This window comes from Streptomyces huiliensis (assembly GCF_020037025.1).
Taxonomy (GTDB): domain Bacteria; phylum Actinomycetota; class Actinomycetes; order Streptomycetales; family Streptomycetaceae; genus Streptomyces; species Streptomyces huiliensis.
Window position 1 is genome coordinate 1 of sequence record NZ_JAIQLH010000065.1, and the last position, 16,561, is coordinate 16,561.

Consider the following 16,561-nt stretch of genomic DNA (forward strand, 5'->3'; position numbering starts at 1 on the left):
GCCTCGCCGCGCTGCTGCGCGTCGCCGCCCTCGCCGCGGTGCCCTTCGGGGCCGCCGCCGCGGTCGCTGGGGCGGGCGTCCGGCTCGCCGGCGGATTCTGGGGCACCGCCGTGCTCGTGCTCGTCGCGGTCTCCGTCCTCGCGGCGGGCGTCCGGCTCCTGTGCCGCCGGCCGGGAGGCCGGTGAGGACGGCGGTCGACGCTCCGGCGGGAGCCGAGGTGCCCAAGGGCCCCCGAAACATCATGGGCATATCAATGTTTGATCGCTTACAGTGCCCTGAATGATCAACTCCCGCATGGAAACAGGGTGTTTCATGGCGATCACACGGAGATCCGTCATCAAGGGCTCGTCGGCGGCGGCCGCCGTCCCCTTCGTGGCCGGCGCCGCCGGTGAAGGGGAAGCGGCGGCCTCCCCGGCACCGGCGGCACCGGCCACCGGACCGCTGCTCCAGAGCCGGCCGCACCGGCTGGGCGCGCCCGGAGTGCTCGGCGTGCACCTGCAGTTCGGCTCGGACCCGTCCTCCGAGATGACCGTCTCCTGGATCACCCCGCAGTCGGTCCGCCGCCCCCAGGTGCGGCTCGGAACGCCCGCGGGCGGACACGGCGGCCGGACCGTCGAGGCCGAGACCCGCACCTACCGGGACGGGCTGTCGAAGGAGGAGGTGTACGTCCACCACGCGCACGTCACCGGCCTGCGCCCCTCGACCACGTACCTGTACACCGCCGGACACGACGGCGCGACGCCCGAGAGCGGCTCGTTCACCACGGCACCGCGCGGCCGCGCCGCCTTCACCTTCACCAGCTTCGGCGACCAGGCCACCCCCAACCTGCGCCGGATCATCCACCTTCCGGACGGCGTCCCCTCCCCGGTCAACCGCTTCCCCCTGCACACCAGCAGCCAGGTCGGCTCGCCCGCCTCCGCCGACATCGTCGCCGCCGTCGAACGGGTCGCCCCGCTGTTCAACCTCGTCAACGGCGACCTCTGCTACGCCGCGATAGCCGGAGCCTGGGGCACGAGCCGCGTCGCGACCTGGGCGGACTGGTTCATCAACAACAGCCGCTCCACCCGGCTGCGCCCGTGGATGCCCTGCGCGGGCAACCACGAGAACGAGAAGGACAACGGCCCCATCGGCGCCGCCGGTTACCAGACCTACTTCTCCCTGCCCGCGTCGTCCGCCTCCTCCGACGAGGAGACGCGGGGCATGTGGTACGCGTTCACCGTCGGCGCCGTCCGCTTCGTCAGCCTCGCCAATGACGACGTGGCGCTCCAGGACGGCGGCGACACCTACATCAGCGGCTACTCCGGCGGCGCCCAGCGGCGCTGGCTGGAGCGGGAGTTGAAGGCGGCGCGGGCGGACCGGGACATCGACTGGATCGTGGTCTGCATGCACCAGCCGATGATCTCCAGCCATCGCGGTGCCGGCAGCGACCTGGGCGTACGCCGGGCCTGGGGCCCGCTGTTCGACGCGTACGGCGTCGACCTGGTGCTCAGCGGCCACGAACACCACTACGAACGCTCGCACCCGGTCCGCGGCACCCTGCCCGACGAGACCCGCACCCCCGTTCCGACGGCCACCCGCACCGACCTCGTCGACACGGGCAAGGGCACCGTCCACATGGTCATCGGGGCGGGCGGCAACATCGCCACCAGCCAGGACGACCTCTTCGACACGCCCCAGGCCCGGGTCCTGGTCGCCCTCAAGGGCGACAAGACCGCCTCCGGCCACCGCGAACCGATATGGGTGGCCGAGGAGGCCCCCTGGGCGGCCGTCCAGGACCGCAAGTACAACCGCGGCTTCGCCGCGTTCGACGTCGACCCCGGCGACCGCCGTGAGGGCCTGACACGGATGCGCGTCACCTACTACACCTTCGACGGCCCCCACGGCGACCTGACCCCCGTCGACACCTTCACCCTCCGACGCCCTCGCTCGGACGCCCGCCACTGACCGACCCGGACGATCCACGGTCGCGCCGAACGCGGCCGGCCGCCTCCGCGCGCACCGTCAGGAAGGTGACCAACGCCACCACCGCGGTCGCCGCGGCCCCCGTGTACAACGCGGCGTGCAACCCGTCCACGAACGCCTGCCGGAACCAGCGGGTGAAGGCGGCGTCTCCCCGTCATCCCCGGTACCGCAGGCACGGCCGACCAGGTCCGAGCCCCCGCGTGGCCTGGTGCCCGGGCCGAGCCACACCAGGACGGGCGTGACAGACTTCCTGCTGCTGGTCGACGTCTCCCGATCCACCTGGAAAGAGCTCCGTGAACAGGTACACCTACCCCTGCCCGCTGCGCTGGTCCGACGCCGACGCCAACGGGCACATCAACAACGCGGTCTTCCTCCGGTACATGGAGGAAGCACGCACGCGCATGTTCCGGGAAGTGCTCGCCACGGACGAAGAGGGCCGTCGCCGGAACGCGTTCGTCGTGGCCCGCGCGACCATCGACTACAAAGCCCCTCTCACCTACCGGGACGAACCCGTCGACGTACACGTCCGGACCGTCAAGAGCGCCGGAGCCTCCTTCGAGCTCGCCTACGAGATCCGCGACGCCGACCGCCTGTACGCCGAGGCGGTGACCGTGATCGCCGCATACAACCTCGACACGGGCCGCCTCCGCCGGCTCTCCGCCGACGAACGTGCCTTCCTGGCGCGGTACAGCAGCCCCTGAGCGATCCGCCGGAACAGGTCCGGCGCCGCTCCGTGCAGCCGTGGAGTCCGAACTGCCGGAGGTACTGGGGCCGGACCCCGCGCGGGTAGGGGATCGGCTGCCGGGAGAGCGAGGTACGCCCCGTTCCGCAGGGCGGCGAAGTCGCCGTGACGCGGGGCGCGGTGGTGGCGGCGTCAACCGGCCTCGCCGCGTGGACCCGCCATGCACGCTGACCCGGCCTTGCCGTCCCACGACCGGGTGCCCGTCGGCGGGGAGCGGCAGAGAGGGCGGCGTTGACTCGTCGTGAGTCGCGTCTCCTTCAAGGACTGCGTGCGGGCGGGTGGATCCGTGGCGGCGGACGCGGGACTACCGGCGGGATCTTCCGGCGTCGGTGGAGCAGAAGGACAGCCGGCAGCCGGCCGAGTACGTGGGCGTGCCCGGCGGGCTTCCAGCAGCTGCTCAACGGCGCGACCGTGTAGGCGACGCCGCCTTCGTTTCCGCGACCGCCGCAGACCATAAGGCCCGGTCAGCGTGGGAAAACTGCATGCGAGACGTCGAGCTGAGGGGGAGGGGACCAATGCCTGTCGCCGTCACGGGGGCTACCGGTTTCGTCGGGCTGCGGCTGGTTCGGGAGTTGCTGCGGTGCCACCCTTCCCTGCTGCTGCTCACCCGGGCCGGTGGACAGGCCGCGGTGCCGCGGATCGCCCGGTTCCTGGAGAGCGCCGGGGCGCCGGAGCACGTGGTCCGGCAGGTGAGCGGCCGGCTGACGGAGGTCGCGGTCGACCTCCGCCGCCCGGACCTCGGGCTGCCCCCCGACGCCTTCCGGCGCCTCGCCGACGAGGTCGAACTGCTCTGGCACTGCGCGGCCGACACGTCGCTCACCCGGCCGCGGGAGGAGGCGCGGGCCACCAACACGGACGGCACCCGGCATCTTCTCGGACTGCTGGCCCAGGGGGAACGGCGACCTCCGCTGTGCCACCTCAGCACGATCGCGGTGGCGGGCGCCCAGCGTTCGGGGGTGGTTCCGGAACGGGAGCTGGCGGGCGCCCACGGCTTCCACACGGCGTACGAGCGGACGAAGTTCGAGGCTGAGGCGGCGGTCAGGGCCTGGTCTCGGGAGCACGGCCGGCCGGTGGTGATCTTCCGTCTGTGTGGGGTGGTGTCGGACGGTCCGGTCTACCCCGGAGCGCCACCGCACCCGCTGCTCACGGCCGTACGGGCGGTGCGGTCCCACCAGGCGGCCTACGGCCTGGTCACGGCGGACGACGGCAGCATCGTCCTCTACCGGGACGGGCCCCGGACCGGCACGGTGAACCTCCTGCCGGTCGAGCACGCCGTCCCGGCCATGGTGGAAGCGGCCCGGCGGACGGCATGGGACGGTACGCGCACGTACCACATCGTCAACCCGCGGAACGTGCCCTGCACCGTGGTCCTCAGGGCGCTGAGCGCCCACTGCGCGGTGTCCTTCCGGGTCCTCCCGGCGAGCCGGGACGGTGACGGCGAGCCCTACCGGCTGCAAGGGGCGTTCCGGGGACTGCTGTCGGTCGACCGCCGCTACGAGAACGCCGGCCTCGCGCGCCTGGGCGTCACCTATCCGCCGGAGCCGTACGTCGACCACCCCTACCTGCTCCGCACCCTGCGCGACTCCGACTGACGTCAACCACCCGGCGGGGGGCGGGAGAAGGCGAGCCGGACGTCCGCGGCGAGGTCCCGGGCCACGTCCTCCCAGTGCTCCCGCAGGTACATGTGGCCGCCCAGGTAGGTGTGTTCGGCGATGACGCCCGCCGTGGTGTGGTCGTACCAGGAGCGGATGTCCCCGGTGCCGACGAGGGCGTCGTGGGCGCCGAGGAAGAGGGAGATGGGACAGACCACGCGGGGTCCCTCCCGGTAGCGGTAGGTCAAGAGGAGGTTGGCGTCCTCGAGTACGGCGTTGAGGGCCAGGCGCGGGAAGTCGGCCGTCTGCCGCCACTCGTGCCGGACCGTCCGCACCAGTTCCGATGGGTACCGCATCTCGCGGAACCGCCTCCAGACGGACCGGGGTTCGACGATTGCCGAGACGCCGATCAGCCGGGGACTCGGCAGGTTCCGGGCCACGAGCGCCCTGGCCGCCTCGTACGCCATGACGCCCCCCGAGCTGTGGCCGAAGAACACCGCGGGGAGCCGGTGGTCCAGCGCCACGAACGCCTCCGTGAGGCTGTCCAGCAGGCGGGAGACGCTGGACAGGCGCCGCTCGTCCGACCGCCGGCCGCGGCCGGGCAGTTCGATCCCGACGGGCGCGAGCGTCTCCGGCAGTGCGGCGGCGAGGGGCGCCCAGAACGACGCCCCCATACCGGGTACGGGGAAGAGGAACACCGTGGCCTGGGCGTAGGGCCGGCCGGCCAGCGGGACGAACCACCGGTCCGGCCGCGATCCGCCCTCGCGGCGCCCTGCGGAAGGGCTCACCCCGGGTCCCGCTCGGGCTCGTCGGGCGTGTCGGGTGGCCGGTGTCCCAGGCGGGTGACGACGCGCCGGGCGAGTGCGGAGAGGCTGGGGGCGGCGGCCAGTTCCAGGACGGGCACCTCTGGTCCCAGGCTCCGGTGCAGGAGGCCGCCGAGTTCCGCGGCCATGAGGGAGTCGACGCCGAGCCGGTCCAGGCGGCGGTCGCGGTGGATGCGGTCGGGGGTGGTGTGCAGTACCCGGGCCAGCAGCTCGGCGAGGCTGTCTTCGATCAGGGCGAGGGCTTCCTCGGCGGTCGCGCCGGCCAGCCGGGACCGGAGGTCGGCGTGGTCACCGCTCCCCCCGTCGGCCGGCAACAGGTACCGGGTGCGGGGCGTGTCCAGAGCGGGCAGGAAGTGGCGCAGCGTCCCCCAGTCGACGCTCGCCGCGCCCACCACGTCGGCGCCCGGGTCGCCGAGCAGCGGCCGGAGGAGGGCGAGGGCGTCGTCGGCGGGCACGGAGCGCAGGCCGACGGCGGCCAGGCGCTCGGTCATCCCCGTGCGTTCGACGTAGCCGGCGCCCGAGACCGCACCCCACTGCACCGACGTCGCCGGGAGTCCGGCGCGCCGCCGGTCGCGGACCAGGGCGTCCAGCGCCAGGTTGCCCGCGCAGTACGGAGCCTGGAGGCGGTTGCCGACGGCGGCGGCGACGGAGCTGAGGACGAGGAAGTAGTCGAGGTCCCGGCCGCGGGTGAGCCGGTCCAGGACGTGGCCGACGGCGATCTTCGGGTGGAGGACGGCCCGCAGCCGCTCGTCGTCGAGTTCGGTGAGCGGGGCGTCGTCCTGGACCATGGCGGCGTGCACCACGCCGGCCAGCCGCCGTCCGGAGGCGTCGACGTCCGCCAGGACGCGGCCCATCGCCTCCGGGTCGCCCGCGTCGGCGGCGAAGACGGCGACCGCGGCGCCGAGGCCGTGGAGGGCGTCCAGCACGGCTTCCGCCTCCGGTCCGTCCGCGCCGCGCCGGCCGACGAGGACCAGCCGGCGCGCGCCGTGTGCGGCCAGGTCACGGGCGATGGCCGCGCCGAACCCGGACAGTCCTCCGACGATCAGGTGGACGCCGTCCGGGTCCGGCGCGGGGGCCGCCGGGGGACGGGGGACGGGGGCGGGGTCGTCGAAGGTGATGACCAGTTTGCCGATGTGGCGGGAGTGCTGGAGGCGGGTGAACGCCTCCGCGACCCGGGCGGCCGGGAACGGGCTGTACGGCAGGGGCCGGTGGATCCCCGCGTCCAGGGCCTCCTGGAGCTCCCGGACGGTGGCGCGGACCAGGGCCGGCGCCGCGTCCGTCCAGAGGGAGCCGAGGTCGACGCAGAAGAAGGCGACGTTGTCCTCGAACGGCGCCAGCGGCAGGGCCCGGTCGGCGAGGACGTCCCGCTTGCCCAGTTCCACGAACCGCCCACCGGGCGCGAGGAGTTCGAGGCTGCGGCGCATGGCCTCGCCGGTGAGGGAGTTGAGCACGACGTCCACGCCCCGGCCGCCGGTCCGGTCCCTGACCTCGTCGGCGAAGTGCGGGGTGCGGGAGTCCAGGGCGTGCTCCGCGCCGAGGATCCGCAGCAGGTCGCGCTTGGCGGGGGTCCCGGCGGTGGCGATGACTCGGGCCCCGAGGTGCCGGGCGAGGCGCAGGGCCGCCAGCCCGACGCCCCCCGCGCCGCCGTGCACCAGCAGGGTCTCACCGGCCCGGAGACCGGCGAGGCGGACCAGGGAGTGGTGCACCGTGGCCAGCACGACGGGCAGGGTGGCCGCCTCGGCGAACGACATGTCCGCCGGGACGCGCAGCAGGCCGTCGGCCCGGCACAGGGCGTGGGAGCCCAGGCAGCCCCGGCCCATCCCGGCGACCCGGTCCCCGACGGAGAAGTCCGTCACGTCCGGTCCGACCGCGGCGACGACTCCCGCGCACTCCAGGCCGCCGACCGGCCGGTCCGGCCACGCCCCCGGCACCAGGCCGGCCGCCGCGGCCACGTCGCGATAGTTCAGCCCGGCGGCCCGGGTGGACACGACGACCTGTCCCGGCGCCGGTGTCGGTACGGCGGCCGGCCGCCACGCCAGGCGGTAGCGCAGGCCGATGTCGTCGACGGCCAGCCGGTACGCGTCGTCCGACGAGCCGCCGGACAGCCGTACGGGGTCGGAGTGCGGGGTCAGCCGGGGGACGAACCGGCCGTGACCGGTGAGCACGACCTCGTCCTCGTCCGACGGACCGGACAACTCCCGGACCAGCTGCCCGGCCAGTCGCCGCGCGTGCTCCTCCGTACCGTCGTGGAGGAGGGCCACCCGGCGCACGGTGAGCCGCGGCTGTTCGTTGGCCAGCGTGCGGGCCGCTCCCCAGGCGGCGCTGTGGGCGGGTTCCGGCGCCGGGGAGCCCTCCCGGCGGAAGCCCTGGACGAGCCACACGTGGAGGTCCGGTCCCTCGGGGGCGTGGGCGCACGCCGTGGCGAGGGCGCGCAGCAGGCCGCAGTGCCGTACGGCCTGTTCGGTGGCAGCGTGGGCGTCGGGTGGCGGGGTGCCGTCGAGGTACAGGACGAGGTGGGCGGTGCCGGCGGCGGGCAGGGCCCGCTGCCACGCCGCCGGGTCCCCCGGGTTCCCGACGTGGGCCGTGGCGCCGGCCGCCGCGTGCCGCAGGCGGCCCGTCACCCTGGCGGCGAGCGGCGAGGGGGCGGCGGTCTCCTCGATGGCCGTGATCCACCGGGCGTCCGTCAGCCGGGGGCCGGGCGGCCCGGACATCCGGGGCGGCCTGGGGGCGCGGGCCGCGAAGAGGACGGAGGGCTCCTGGACCGAGCGCGCGTCGCCGAGGCGGACCGGCTCGGGGAAGCCGTTGGCGACCAGCAGGTCGAGCCAGGCGTCCGGGGAGATGGTCAGCGAGCCGCGGGGCCGGAGCCGGGTGTCGTCGACGTCACCGTAACCGCCCAGCAGACCGGCGACGGAAAGCAGGAGGTGGTCGTCGTGGAACTCGGAGGCCAGCAGATGGCCGCCGTCGGCCAGCAGCGTGGCGGTACGGCCCAGCGCGCGGCTGATGTCGCGGGCGGTGTGCAGGGAGTTGGCGGCCACGACGACGTCGAACGACCCCTCGGCGTAGCCCTGTTCCACGGGATCGGCGTTCAGGTCGAGGGTGCGGTAGGTGACGAAGTCGTAGGCGGCGAAGCGGGCTTGGGCGCGGGGCAGGAAGGCGGGCGAGACGTCGGTGAAGGTGTAGTGCGTCCGGTCGGCGGGGAGCACCGGCAGCAGGTCCGCGGTGGTGCCGCCCGTGCCGGCCCCGATTTCCAGGACGCGCAGGGGGCGGTCGGCCGGCTGGCGGGCCGACAGTTCGCGCAGCAGCCGGGCCGTGATCCGGTTCTGGTACCGCGGCCCCGGTGTCTCGTAGATGCGCGCGGCGAGGTGGTCGTTCTCGGAGAACAGCAGCTCCAGCGGGTCTTCCAGGCCGCGGATCACCTGGGTGAAGTGGCGGCCGCACACCCCGGCGACGAACCACACCATCGCCCACGGGGGGAGGGCTTCCATCGCCTCCCTCAGCAGCGCTTCCGGATCGGGGGGGTCGGCGGCCAGGCGCCAGGTGCCGTCACCCACGAGGTCGACGGCCCCGGCCCGCGCCGCCAGGTCGAGCATGCGGCGCAGCTGCGGGAGGTGGCGGTCGGTCACTCCGGCAGCGGCGAGGTCGTCCTCGGTGACGAGGGTCCGGCCGGGGAGGAGCTCCCGGACGGTGGCCGCAGCACGGGCCGCCGTGTAGTGGGTGTGCACGCGGTGGAACCGGGGGTAGTCCATCGTCCGCCAGTCGTCGGCGAGGGCGGCCAGGTCGCCGGCGCACGCCCGCACGATGTCACGGACCGCGAGCGGGGGTGAGCCGGCCGTGGTGGGCCCGGGCCGGGGTGCCGCGCGCAGGACCTCGCGGAGGAGCGGCGGCTTCGCCGGCCGGGCGGCGTCGAACCGGCGCAGCCGGCAGCCGTGCATCCGCACGGCGACGTGGCCCGCCTCGTCGGCGACATCAACGTCCCACACGGCTTCCAGCGAGGTGAGGGTGCGCAGCCGCCCGTACACCACCCCGGCCGGGGGCGGGGTACGCCAGCAGCGGATGGTGGCGATGGCGGTGGGCAGGAAGGGGGCCGGCTCGTCGAGGTTCCGGGCGATCAGCCGGCCGCAGGCCTGGAGGGCTCCGTCGAGCACGGTGGGATGGGCGGTGTGACCGGGGTCGGCGCCGTCCGCGAGGCGGTAGTCGGCCAGTGCCTCCCGTTCCCCGCAGGCCAGGGAGGTGAGGACGCGGAACGCCGGGCCGTAGGAGAGCCCGCTGCGCTCCGTCTCCCGGTAGAGGCCGTCGGTCGCGCACCGGTCGGTCAGCCGTCGATGGAGGTCCTTGAGGTCGAGGGCGGGCGGTTCGGGTGCGAGGAGGGGACGGACGTGGCCGCGGGTGTGCCCGGTCCAGTCGCCCGCCGCCCCGTCCGCCGATCCCTCACGGCTGTGCACGGTCACCACGCCGTCCGTGACGGCGGTGCGCAGGCGCAGGTGGAGGGCGGGGTCGTCCAGGTCGAGCGGCAGGGCGTGCGTGACGGCCAGGCGGACGACCTCGGCGGGCACCTCCAGGGCGGTCCGCCCGGCGCTCAGTGCCATGTCGACGAAGGTGGCCGCGGGCAGTACGGCGCCGCCGCCCACCCGGTGGTCGGCCAGCCACGGCAGGTGGGCCGGTTCGAGTGTGTGCCGCCAGGACGGGGCGGGGCCGGACCGGCGGACACCCAGCAGCGGATGGTCCGGTGCCGCCGCCGCGTCCTCGGCGGGCTCGGTGTCCCACCAGTGAGGCTCGCCCGACCAGTGGCGCTCCCTTTGCCACGGGTAGGCCGGCAGGTCCACGACGCGGCCGGGCCGCGGGAAGCAGCGGTCCCAGGCGAGGCGCGCGCCGGCGGCGGCCAGCCGCGCGACGGCCGTGTCCAGCGCACCGGGATCACCGTCGGAGCGGGAGAGGGTGGGGACGACCTCCGCCCGGCGGGCGCGGCCGGCGGCCGTCCGGCGGAGGTAGCCGGCCAGGACGGGGTGCGGCCCGATCTCGACGAGCGCGTCGCAGCCGTGGTCCAGGAGAGTGCCTGCGGAGTCCGCGAACCGGACCGGTTCGCGGACATTGCGCCACCAGTAGTCCGCGCCGGCCGCCGTTCCCGGCAGGACGCGGCCGGTGACCGAGGACACCAAGGGCAGGTTTCCCGGCCTGGGAGCCACGCCGGCCAAGGCCGCCTCCAGGGCGGGACTCAGGCCGTCCATCGCCGGGCTGTGGAACGCGTAGTCGAGGCCGAGGTCCCGGAAGAACACCTGCCGCTCGGCCAGTTCGCGGCCGAGCGCCGCCAGCGCCTCCGCGTCGCCCGCCACCGTCACGTCCCGGTCGCTGTTCACCCCCGCGATCACCAGGCGGCCGTGGGCCCGGGCGAGCCGCTCGGCGGCTGCCGCCTCGTCCAGGCCCACGGCGGCCATCCGTCCGGACCCCGCCGTGGCGGCCTGGCAGCGGCTGCGGGCCGCGATGACCGCGCAGGCGCCTTCCCGGTCCAGCACCCCCGCGCAGTAGGCGGCGGCGACCTCGCCCACGCTGTGCCCGGTCACGGCATGCGGCCGCACGCCCCGGGCGGCGAGGGCGGCCACCAGCCCGGCCTGCACCGCGAACAGCAGGGGCTGGGCGAACTCCGTACGGGCGAGCGGCCTCGACCCGGCGGGAGCGTCCAGTTCCTCCAGGACCGACCAGCCCAGCAGCGGCCGCAGCACCTCGTCGAGGGCGGCGACCTCGTCCCGGAAGGCCGGCTCTCCGTGCAGCAGGGCCGCGCCCGCGCCGTCCCACAGGGCGCCGTTGCCGCAGAAGGCGAACCCGATCCGGCCGTCCGCCACGGCCTCCGCCACCGCGGTGCCCGGCAGCGGCCGTCCGTCGGCGGCGGCCCGCAGCCCGGCCACCGCCTCGTCCGCGTTCGCGGCGAGCACCGCGATACGGTGCTCCCGCAGGCCCCGGCGCCGGGCGGAGGTGTAGGCCACGTCGTAGAAGCGGGGCGGCCGCGGGGCCTCCAGCAGGTCGGCCCAGTCGGCCGCTGCTCGCGCGACCGCTTCCGCGGTGCGGGCCGAGACGAGGAGGGGCACCCGGTCCCCGGACGGCGGCCCGTCCCGTTCGGGTTCCGGTTCGGGTCCGGCGGCGAGCACCACATGGGCGTTGGCCCCGCCGAACCCGAACGAGTTGACGCCCACCACCGCGCGGCCGGTCGCCCGCAACGGCCGTTCCGTGGTGGCCGGTTCGAGGTTGAGGCCCGCGAAGTCGACGGCCTCGCTGAGGGGCTCCGCGTGCAGGGTCGCCGGAATCCGCCCGTGGCGCAGGACCAGCACCGCCTTCGCCAACCCGGCGATGCCCGCCGCCGCCTCGGCATGGCCGAGCTGCGACTTCACCCCGCCGACGGGCAGCGGCCGCTCCCGGCCCGCGAACGCCTCAGCCAGCGCCTCGCACTCGACTGGGTCCCCCACCGGGGTGCCCGTCCCGTGCGTCTCCACGTAGGCCACGTCCCGGGGGGCGATGCCGCACGCGGCGTACACGTCCTTCAGCAGCCCCGCCTGGCCCTCACGGCCGGGGAAGGCCAGGCCGATGGTCCTGCCGTCGGAGTTCACCGCGCTGCCGGCCACCACCGCGTGGACCCGGTCCCCGTCCGCCAGCGCGTCCCGCAGCGGTTTGAGCACCAGCACCCCGGCGCCCTCGGCCCGTACGAAACCGTCCGCGTCGGCCGCGAACGGACGGCACCGCCCGGTGGGCGAGAGCATGGCGGCCTTCGAGAAGCCGACGTATCCGCCCGGGCCCACGATGACGTTCACCCCACCGGCCAGCGCCACCGGGCTGCGTCCACCGCGCAGGGTCTCGCACGCCTGGTGGACGGCGGTCAGCGACGAGGAGCACGCGGTGTCCACGGTGAACGACGGGCCGTGCCAGTCGAAGTGGTAGGAGACGCGGTTGGCCGCGTTGCAGCCGACCCCTCCGGTCAGGTCGTAGGGCGAGGCGGTCCGGGGCCGCATGCACCGCAGGTTCAGATACTCGTGGGAGGACAGGCCCACAACGACAGCCGCCTGCCCGCCGGCCAGCGCCGCCGGGTCGATCGCCGCGTCGTCCAGGGCCTCCACGGCACACTCCAGCACCAACCGGTGCTGCGGGTCGATCCGTGCCGCCTCCTTCGGGGAGATCCCGAAGTAGTCGGCGTCGAAGCCCGCGACGTCGTCCAGGAACCCGCCGGCGGCAGTGTATGCCTTGCCCGGCCGCCGTGGATCCGGCGCCGTGAAGCGCGCCGCGTCGAAACGGTCCTGCGGCACTTCCCCCACCGCGTCCCGCCGCTCCGTGAGGAACTCCCAGAACGAAGCCAACGAGGACACCCCGCCCGGCAGCCGCAACCCCACCCCCACCACGGCCACGGCGGCCGAGGGCGCGCCCCTGCCGAAAGTGCCGGCGAACGAGCCGACTGAGCCGGTAGTGGACGAAGGCATAGGACGCCCTCCGGACGGGACGGGAGCAATGCAGGGTCTCCTCGACGTCTTCCACTCCGGTGATGCGGCTAGCGCCGGATCCGGCTAAACCCCCTATATCAGTTACCTCTTGGAGAAGTGGGGGGCAGGGGAGACAGGGGAAGCACCCTTGCCCCCGTGCCGCCCCACGGGCACGGGCCACCCGGGCCGGGCCCCGGCACGGGCTCGAGGGGGTCCGGGGCTCCGGAATCGTCGGCGGCGGGACAGCGGCCGGCTTCCGGCGATGCCTCCGCGCGACGGGAGCGATACCGGGAAGAGTTGGGACGGGCATGAGGACGATCGCCACGGCGATGCTGGGCGCAAGAGGTCGGACAGGGTCGCGGACGGCGACAAGGAGCCGGCCGGCAAGTGGACGGCGGTCGTCGACAACTGCTTCTGCTCCGTCCGGATCGCGAAGGAGCAGAGGGACGGTCCGCCGAAGACCTGACGGGACCTGCTGGACGGCCGGTTCAAGGGCAGACTCCGGTACTCCATCCCCGGGGTCGCGGGCGACGGCACAGCCGTCCTGGAGGGCCACGGCCGGGGCGAGCAGCCTGGCCCTCACGCGTTTGCCCGGCTCAGCGCACCCTTCCCCGCGGTTTGAGCGCCACCGGCGGCAGTTCGGGCGCGGGCAGGCGGGCGCCGGCGTAGCCGTGGACCGTGCCGAAGCGGGTGCCGGTCGTCCAGTCCGTGCGGGCCTGGGCGATCTCCTCGTGCGAACGGCCCACGAAATTCCACCACATCACCAGATGCTCCTCGAACGGCTCGCCGCCCAGCAGCATGAACGCGCTGTCCGTGTCCGCCCGCAACGGCAGTTCGCGGCGTCCGCAGCCCAGGTAGAGCAGGGAACCGGGGGCGAGCCGGACGCCGTCCACCTCGGCTTCGCCCGACATCGTCAGTGCCGCGTACTCGAAGTCGGGCTCGACCGGGAGGCGTGCCGAGGCGCCGGCGGCGAGGGTGACGTCGGCACCGACGATCGGGGTGAAGGCGGTGCCGGGGGAGCGGGCGCCGTCGAGTTCGCCGAGGATGACGGTGGCGTCGAGACCGCCGCCGTGGACCCGGGGCAGCTCCGTGTGGTGCTCCCACGTGGGCGCCGTTTGCCGGTGGGCGTCTGGCAGGGCCACCCACAGCTGCGCGCCGTGCAGCAGGCGGGCGTGTTCGCGCGGCGACTCCTCCGAGTGGGCGATGGCCCGTCCGGACGTCATCAGCCCCAGTTCGCGCGGCCGCACCGTCTGCAGACTGCCGAGGCTGTCGCGGTGCAGCACCTCGCCGTCGTGCAGCCAGCTGACGGTCTGCAGCCCCATGTGCGGGTGCGGCGCCACCTGCATGCCGGGCCGGTCCGCGATGTCGTCCGGCCCGTAGTGGTCGACGAAGCACCAGGCGCCGATCATGCGCCGCCCCATGCTGGGCAGCAGCCGCCGGACCACGGTGCTCTCACCCAGCGGGACGCTCTTCGCCCGTAGCAGCTCGTGCACGGGACGCGCGGTGACGTCCTCCCGGCCGCCGCACGGAGTCGGGGCCGGCTTGAGATCGAGGTTGCTCATGTCCGCACTGTTTCATGATCTTCATGAAGAGTGGTGTGGGGAAACAGAGAGACAGTGGAGACAGTAAGGACAGGAGAACCCTTGCCATGAGCCGATCCACGCCCCACCTCCGTGTACGACGCGTCTACGACCCTCCCGAGCCCGCCGACGGCACCCGCGTCCTCGTCGACCGCCTCTGGCCGCGCGGCCTCGCCAAGGCCGACGCCCGCGTCGACCAGTGGCCCAAGGAGCTCACGCCCTCCACCGAGCTGCGCCGCTGGTACCACGGCTCCGACGGCGCTTCGTTCGACGAGTTCCGCCGCCGCTACGAAGCCGAACTCGCCGCACCCGAGGCGGCCGAGGCCCTCGACCGCCTCCGCCGGCTCGCGGCCGACGGCCCCGTCACCCTCCTGACCGCGGCCAAGGACCCGGCCCGCAGCCATACGGAGGTGCTGCGCGGGCACCTTGGCGGGTGAAGGGCGGTCAGGCGGGAGCCGCCCAGGCCGGGTGGCCCTGGAGGGAGGACCCCGACGGCCTGCTGCGGCCATCAGGACTACTCGAGCCACTTCCGGTCGAGTGCCATGTCCCGCAGCCGGTCCAGGCCGAGCGGTGGCTCGGGGCGGGTGACCGGACCGCTCTCCGCGAAGGAGTTGATCTCCCGGACCAGGACGCGGCGGCCGTCCTCGCGGAGGGTGTCGGCGGTCCAGACGACGGCGTCGCCTCCCTTCTCCGACGGAGTGCGGGTGACCTTGACCTTGGTCCCGTCCGGCAGGGTCCGGGCACGGCAGTCGTCGCCGGCGTCGGACGGGCAGGTCATGTGGCCGCCCAGCGCCTCCGTCATACCGTTCTGCACATCCGCTTCGATCATCGACTTGCCGTGACCGTCGTCGTACACGAGTTGGACGAGGGCGTCGTCGGAGTGCAGATCGGTGATCCGGCCGCCGGTCGGCAGCAGGGCGAGCAGCACCCGGGCCAGGCGCCCATCCGAGGCGGCGCGCCCCCCGGACGGGGAGGGCGTGCCGGCCGCCGGCAGGGCGTCGACGGCCTTGCGCCAGGCCGGGCTTCGCACGATCGCACCCAACTGGTCGGGGGTGAGAGCCGGGTCGGCGGCGCTCTCCGTGGCCTTCTCCTCGCCACCCCCGAACTCCTGGAGCAGCAGGGACGCGCCGTCCTTGGTGACGAGCTCGGCGTACCAGCGCCGCTGGCCAGTGTCGCCGGTGGGGTGGGTGAAGGACCGGGTGGTGTACAGCGTTCCCCCGCCGGGGAGTTCGCGTGCCTCGCACCGGTCGTACGGGCGGACCTGAACGGGCAGGCAGCCGGCCGGCCGGTCGCCCGGGTCCGGCCGCCGGATCGCGATGTCGAGAGCGGTGGCCCCGTGCGCGCCTGTGTAGGTGAGCCTGGCGGTCAGGGCCCGTCCGGCGTCGGCGTCCGCCGAGCCGGTCCCACTCGCCTCCGAGACGCTGCCGCCCTTCGGCAGCAGACTCGTGAGGGTCGCCACCATCTCCTGCCCGCTGACGCGCGTGGGGGACGGCCGCACGGTGCGAGGGGTCGCGGGACGCACGTCCTCGGCCGGCGTGACACCACCGGTCCCGCCAGTGTTCAGCAGCAGAGTGCCGCCGAGCGCGACGAGCGTCAGCGCGGCGGCCCCGGCACCGGCCTGGAGGAAGCGGGCCCGGCGCAGCCGGCGGCCCCGGGCGGTGGCGCGGTCGATCAGGTCGGGGGAGGGCGGCGGGCAGGCGTCGGCCGCGTTCTTCAGGACGGCGGTCAGTCGCCGCTCCAACGCGTCGTCGTGGTCGTCGAGGGGCATGAACAGCTCCGTTCGTACGGCTCGAACAGCGGTGACCGGGCAGCAGGCGGTGCCGGGCACCTCGGTGGATCCGCGGTGGGAAAGGGAGTGGGGGAGGGTCAGCGGGCGGCCGGCTCGGACAGCTCGTCCCCGAGCAGCTCGCGCAGCCGCCGCAGGGCCCGCAGGCTCCGCACCCGCACCGCTCCCTGCGACATCTTCATCGCCGCGGCGGTTTCCGCCACGTCGCGGTCCTCCCAGTAACGCAGCACCAGCACGGCGCGGTCCTTGGCCGGCAGCCGCGCCAGACCGTCCAGCAGCGTCAGCCGCAGCTCCACGTCGTCGGCGCGGCCGGCGGAGTCCGGGAACCAGTCGCTGGGACGCTCCCGGGAACCGCGCAGCCGCCGGTGCGAGAGGAACGTGCGCACCAGCACGGTGTGCGCGTAGGCGACGGGCGACCGCCGGCGGTCGATCCGGCGCCACGACCGGAACATCTTGGCGAGGGTCTCCTGGACGAGGTCCTCCGCGAGGTGCCAGTCACCGCCGGTCAGCAGGCATGCCGTGCGGAACAGATAGCCGCTGCGCGCGGCCGCGAACTCCAGGTAGTCGCCGGGTGCTTCCCCCACCGTGTTTCCTTCCGTGATCCGATCTCTCCCCCTG

General features: G+C 74.5%; 10 protein-coding genes. 5 read left to right on the forward strand and 5 right to left on the reverse strand.

The genetic code is table 11. The features are described from left to right. From JNW98_RS13905 to JNW98_RS13920, 4 genes are all read left to right on the forward strand, one after another. A partial coding sequence (locus JNW98_RS13905; protein WP_223768500.1) for a hypothetical protein occupies positions 1-185 on the forward strand: 185 nt, incomplete at its 5' end. 127 nt (positions 186-312) lie between these two features. Next, complete coding sequence (locus tag JNW98_RS13910) at positions 313-1,944, forward strand: purple acid phosphatase family protein (protein ID WP_223768501.1); 1,632 nt, start codon at positions 313-315, stop codon at positions 1,942-1,944. 311 nt (positions 1,945-2,255) lie between these two features. After that, entirely contained in the window at positions 2,256-2,663 is a 408-nt protein-coding gene (locus JNW98_RS13915) for an acyl-CoA thioesterase (protein ID WP_223768502.1), read from the forward strand. 556 nt (positions 2,664-3,219) lie between these two features. Beyond that, positions 3,220-4,296, forward strand: a complete 1,077-nt coding sequence (locus JNW98_RS13920) for an SDR family oxidoreductase (RefSeq protein WP_223768503.1) — start codon at positions 3,220-3,222, stop codon at positions 4,294-4,296. A gap of 2 nt (positions 4,297-4,298) precedes the next feature. Here the strand turns inward: JNW98_RS13920 and JNW98_RS13925 are convergent, their stop codons facing one another. The 3 genes from JNW98_RS13925 to JNW98_RS13935 form a co-directional block, all read right to left on the reverse strand. Continuing rightward, positions 4,299-5,084, reverse strand: a complete 786-nt coding sequence (locus tag JNW98_RS13925) for a thioesterase II family protein (protein ID WP_223768504.1) — start codon at positions 5,082-5,084, stop codon at positions 4,299-4,301. Then, entirely contained in the window at positions 5,081-12,577 is a 7,497-nt protein-coding gene (locus JNW98_RS13930; protein ID WP_223768505.1) for a type I polyketide synthase, read from the reverse strand. The genes JNW98_RS13925 and JNW98_RS13930 overlap by 4 nt, the downstream gene beginning before the upstream one ends. Before the next feature lie 596 nt (positions 12,578-13,173). Then, positions 13,174-14,139 carry a pirin family protein gene (locus JNW98_RS13935; protein ID WP_223768506.1) on the reverse strand — a complete coding sequence of 322 codons (966 nt, stop codon included), beginning with the start codon at positions 14,137-14,139 and terminating at the stop codon, positions 13,174-13,176. 86 nt (positions 14,140-14,225) lie between these two features. Between JNW98_RS13935 and JNW98_RS13940 the strand changes: the two genes are divergently transcribed. Next, a complete protein-coding gene (locus JNW98_RS13940) occupies positions 14,226-14,594 on the forward strand; it encodes a DUF488 domain-containing protein (RefSeq protein ID WP_223768507.1) in 369 nt (122 codons plus the stop codon). Between the two features lie 77 nt (positions 14,595-14,671). Here the strand turns inward: JNW98_RS13940 and JNW98_RS13945 are convergent, their stop codons facing one another. Then, the gene (locus JNW98_RS13945) at positions 14,672-15,925 is read right to left on the reverse strand and encodes a hypothetical protein (RefSeq protein WP_223768508.1); all 1,254 of its coding nucleotides are present in this window, start codon (positions 15,923-15,925) and stop codon (positions 14,672-14,674) included. A 98-nt stretch (positions 15,926-16,023) separates the two neighbouring features. Continuing rightward, the gene (locus JNW98_RS13950; protein ID WP_223768509.1) at positions 16,024-16,527 is read right to left on the reverse strand and encodes a SigE family RNA polymerase sigma factor; all 504 of its coding nucleotides are present in this window, start codon (positions 16,525-16,527) and stop codon (positions 16,024-16,026) included. Positions 16,528-16,561: the final 34 nt, after the last annotated feature.

Excerpts from the sequence above, each read along its gene's own strand:
- JNW98_RS13910 (WP_223768501.1), top strand. The coding sequence starts at position 313 with ATGGCGATCACACGGAGATCCGTCATCAAGGGCTCGTCGGCGGCGGCC.
- JNW98_RS13920 (WP_223768503.1), top strand. The coding sequence starts at position 3,220 with ATGCCTGTCGCCGTCACGGGGGCTACCGGTTTCGTCGGGCTGCGGCTG.
- JNW98_RS13930 (WP_223768505.1), bottom strand. The coding sequence starts at position 12,577 with ATGCCTTCGTCCACTACCGGCTCAGTCGGCTCGTTCGCCGGCACTTTC.
- JNW98_RS13935 (WP_223768506.1), bottom strand. The coding sequence starts at position 14,139 with ATGAGCAACCTCGATCTCAAGCCGGCCCCGACTCCGTGCGGCGGCCGG.
- JNW98_RS13940 (WP_223768507.1), top strand. The coding sequence starts at position 14,226 with ATGAGCCGATCCACGCCCCACCTCCGTGTACGACGCGTCTACGACCCT.
- JNW98_RS13945 (WP_223768508.1), bottom strand. The coding sequence starts at position 15,925 with ATGCCCCTCGACGACCACGACGACGCGTTGGAGCGGCGACTGACCGCC.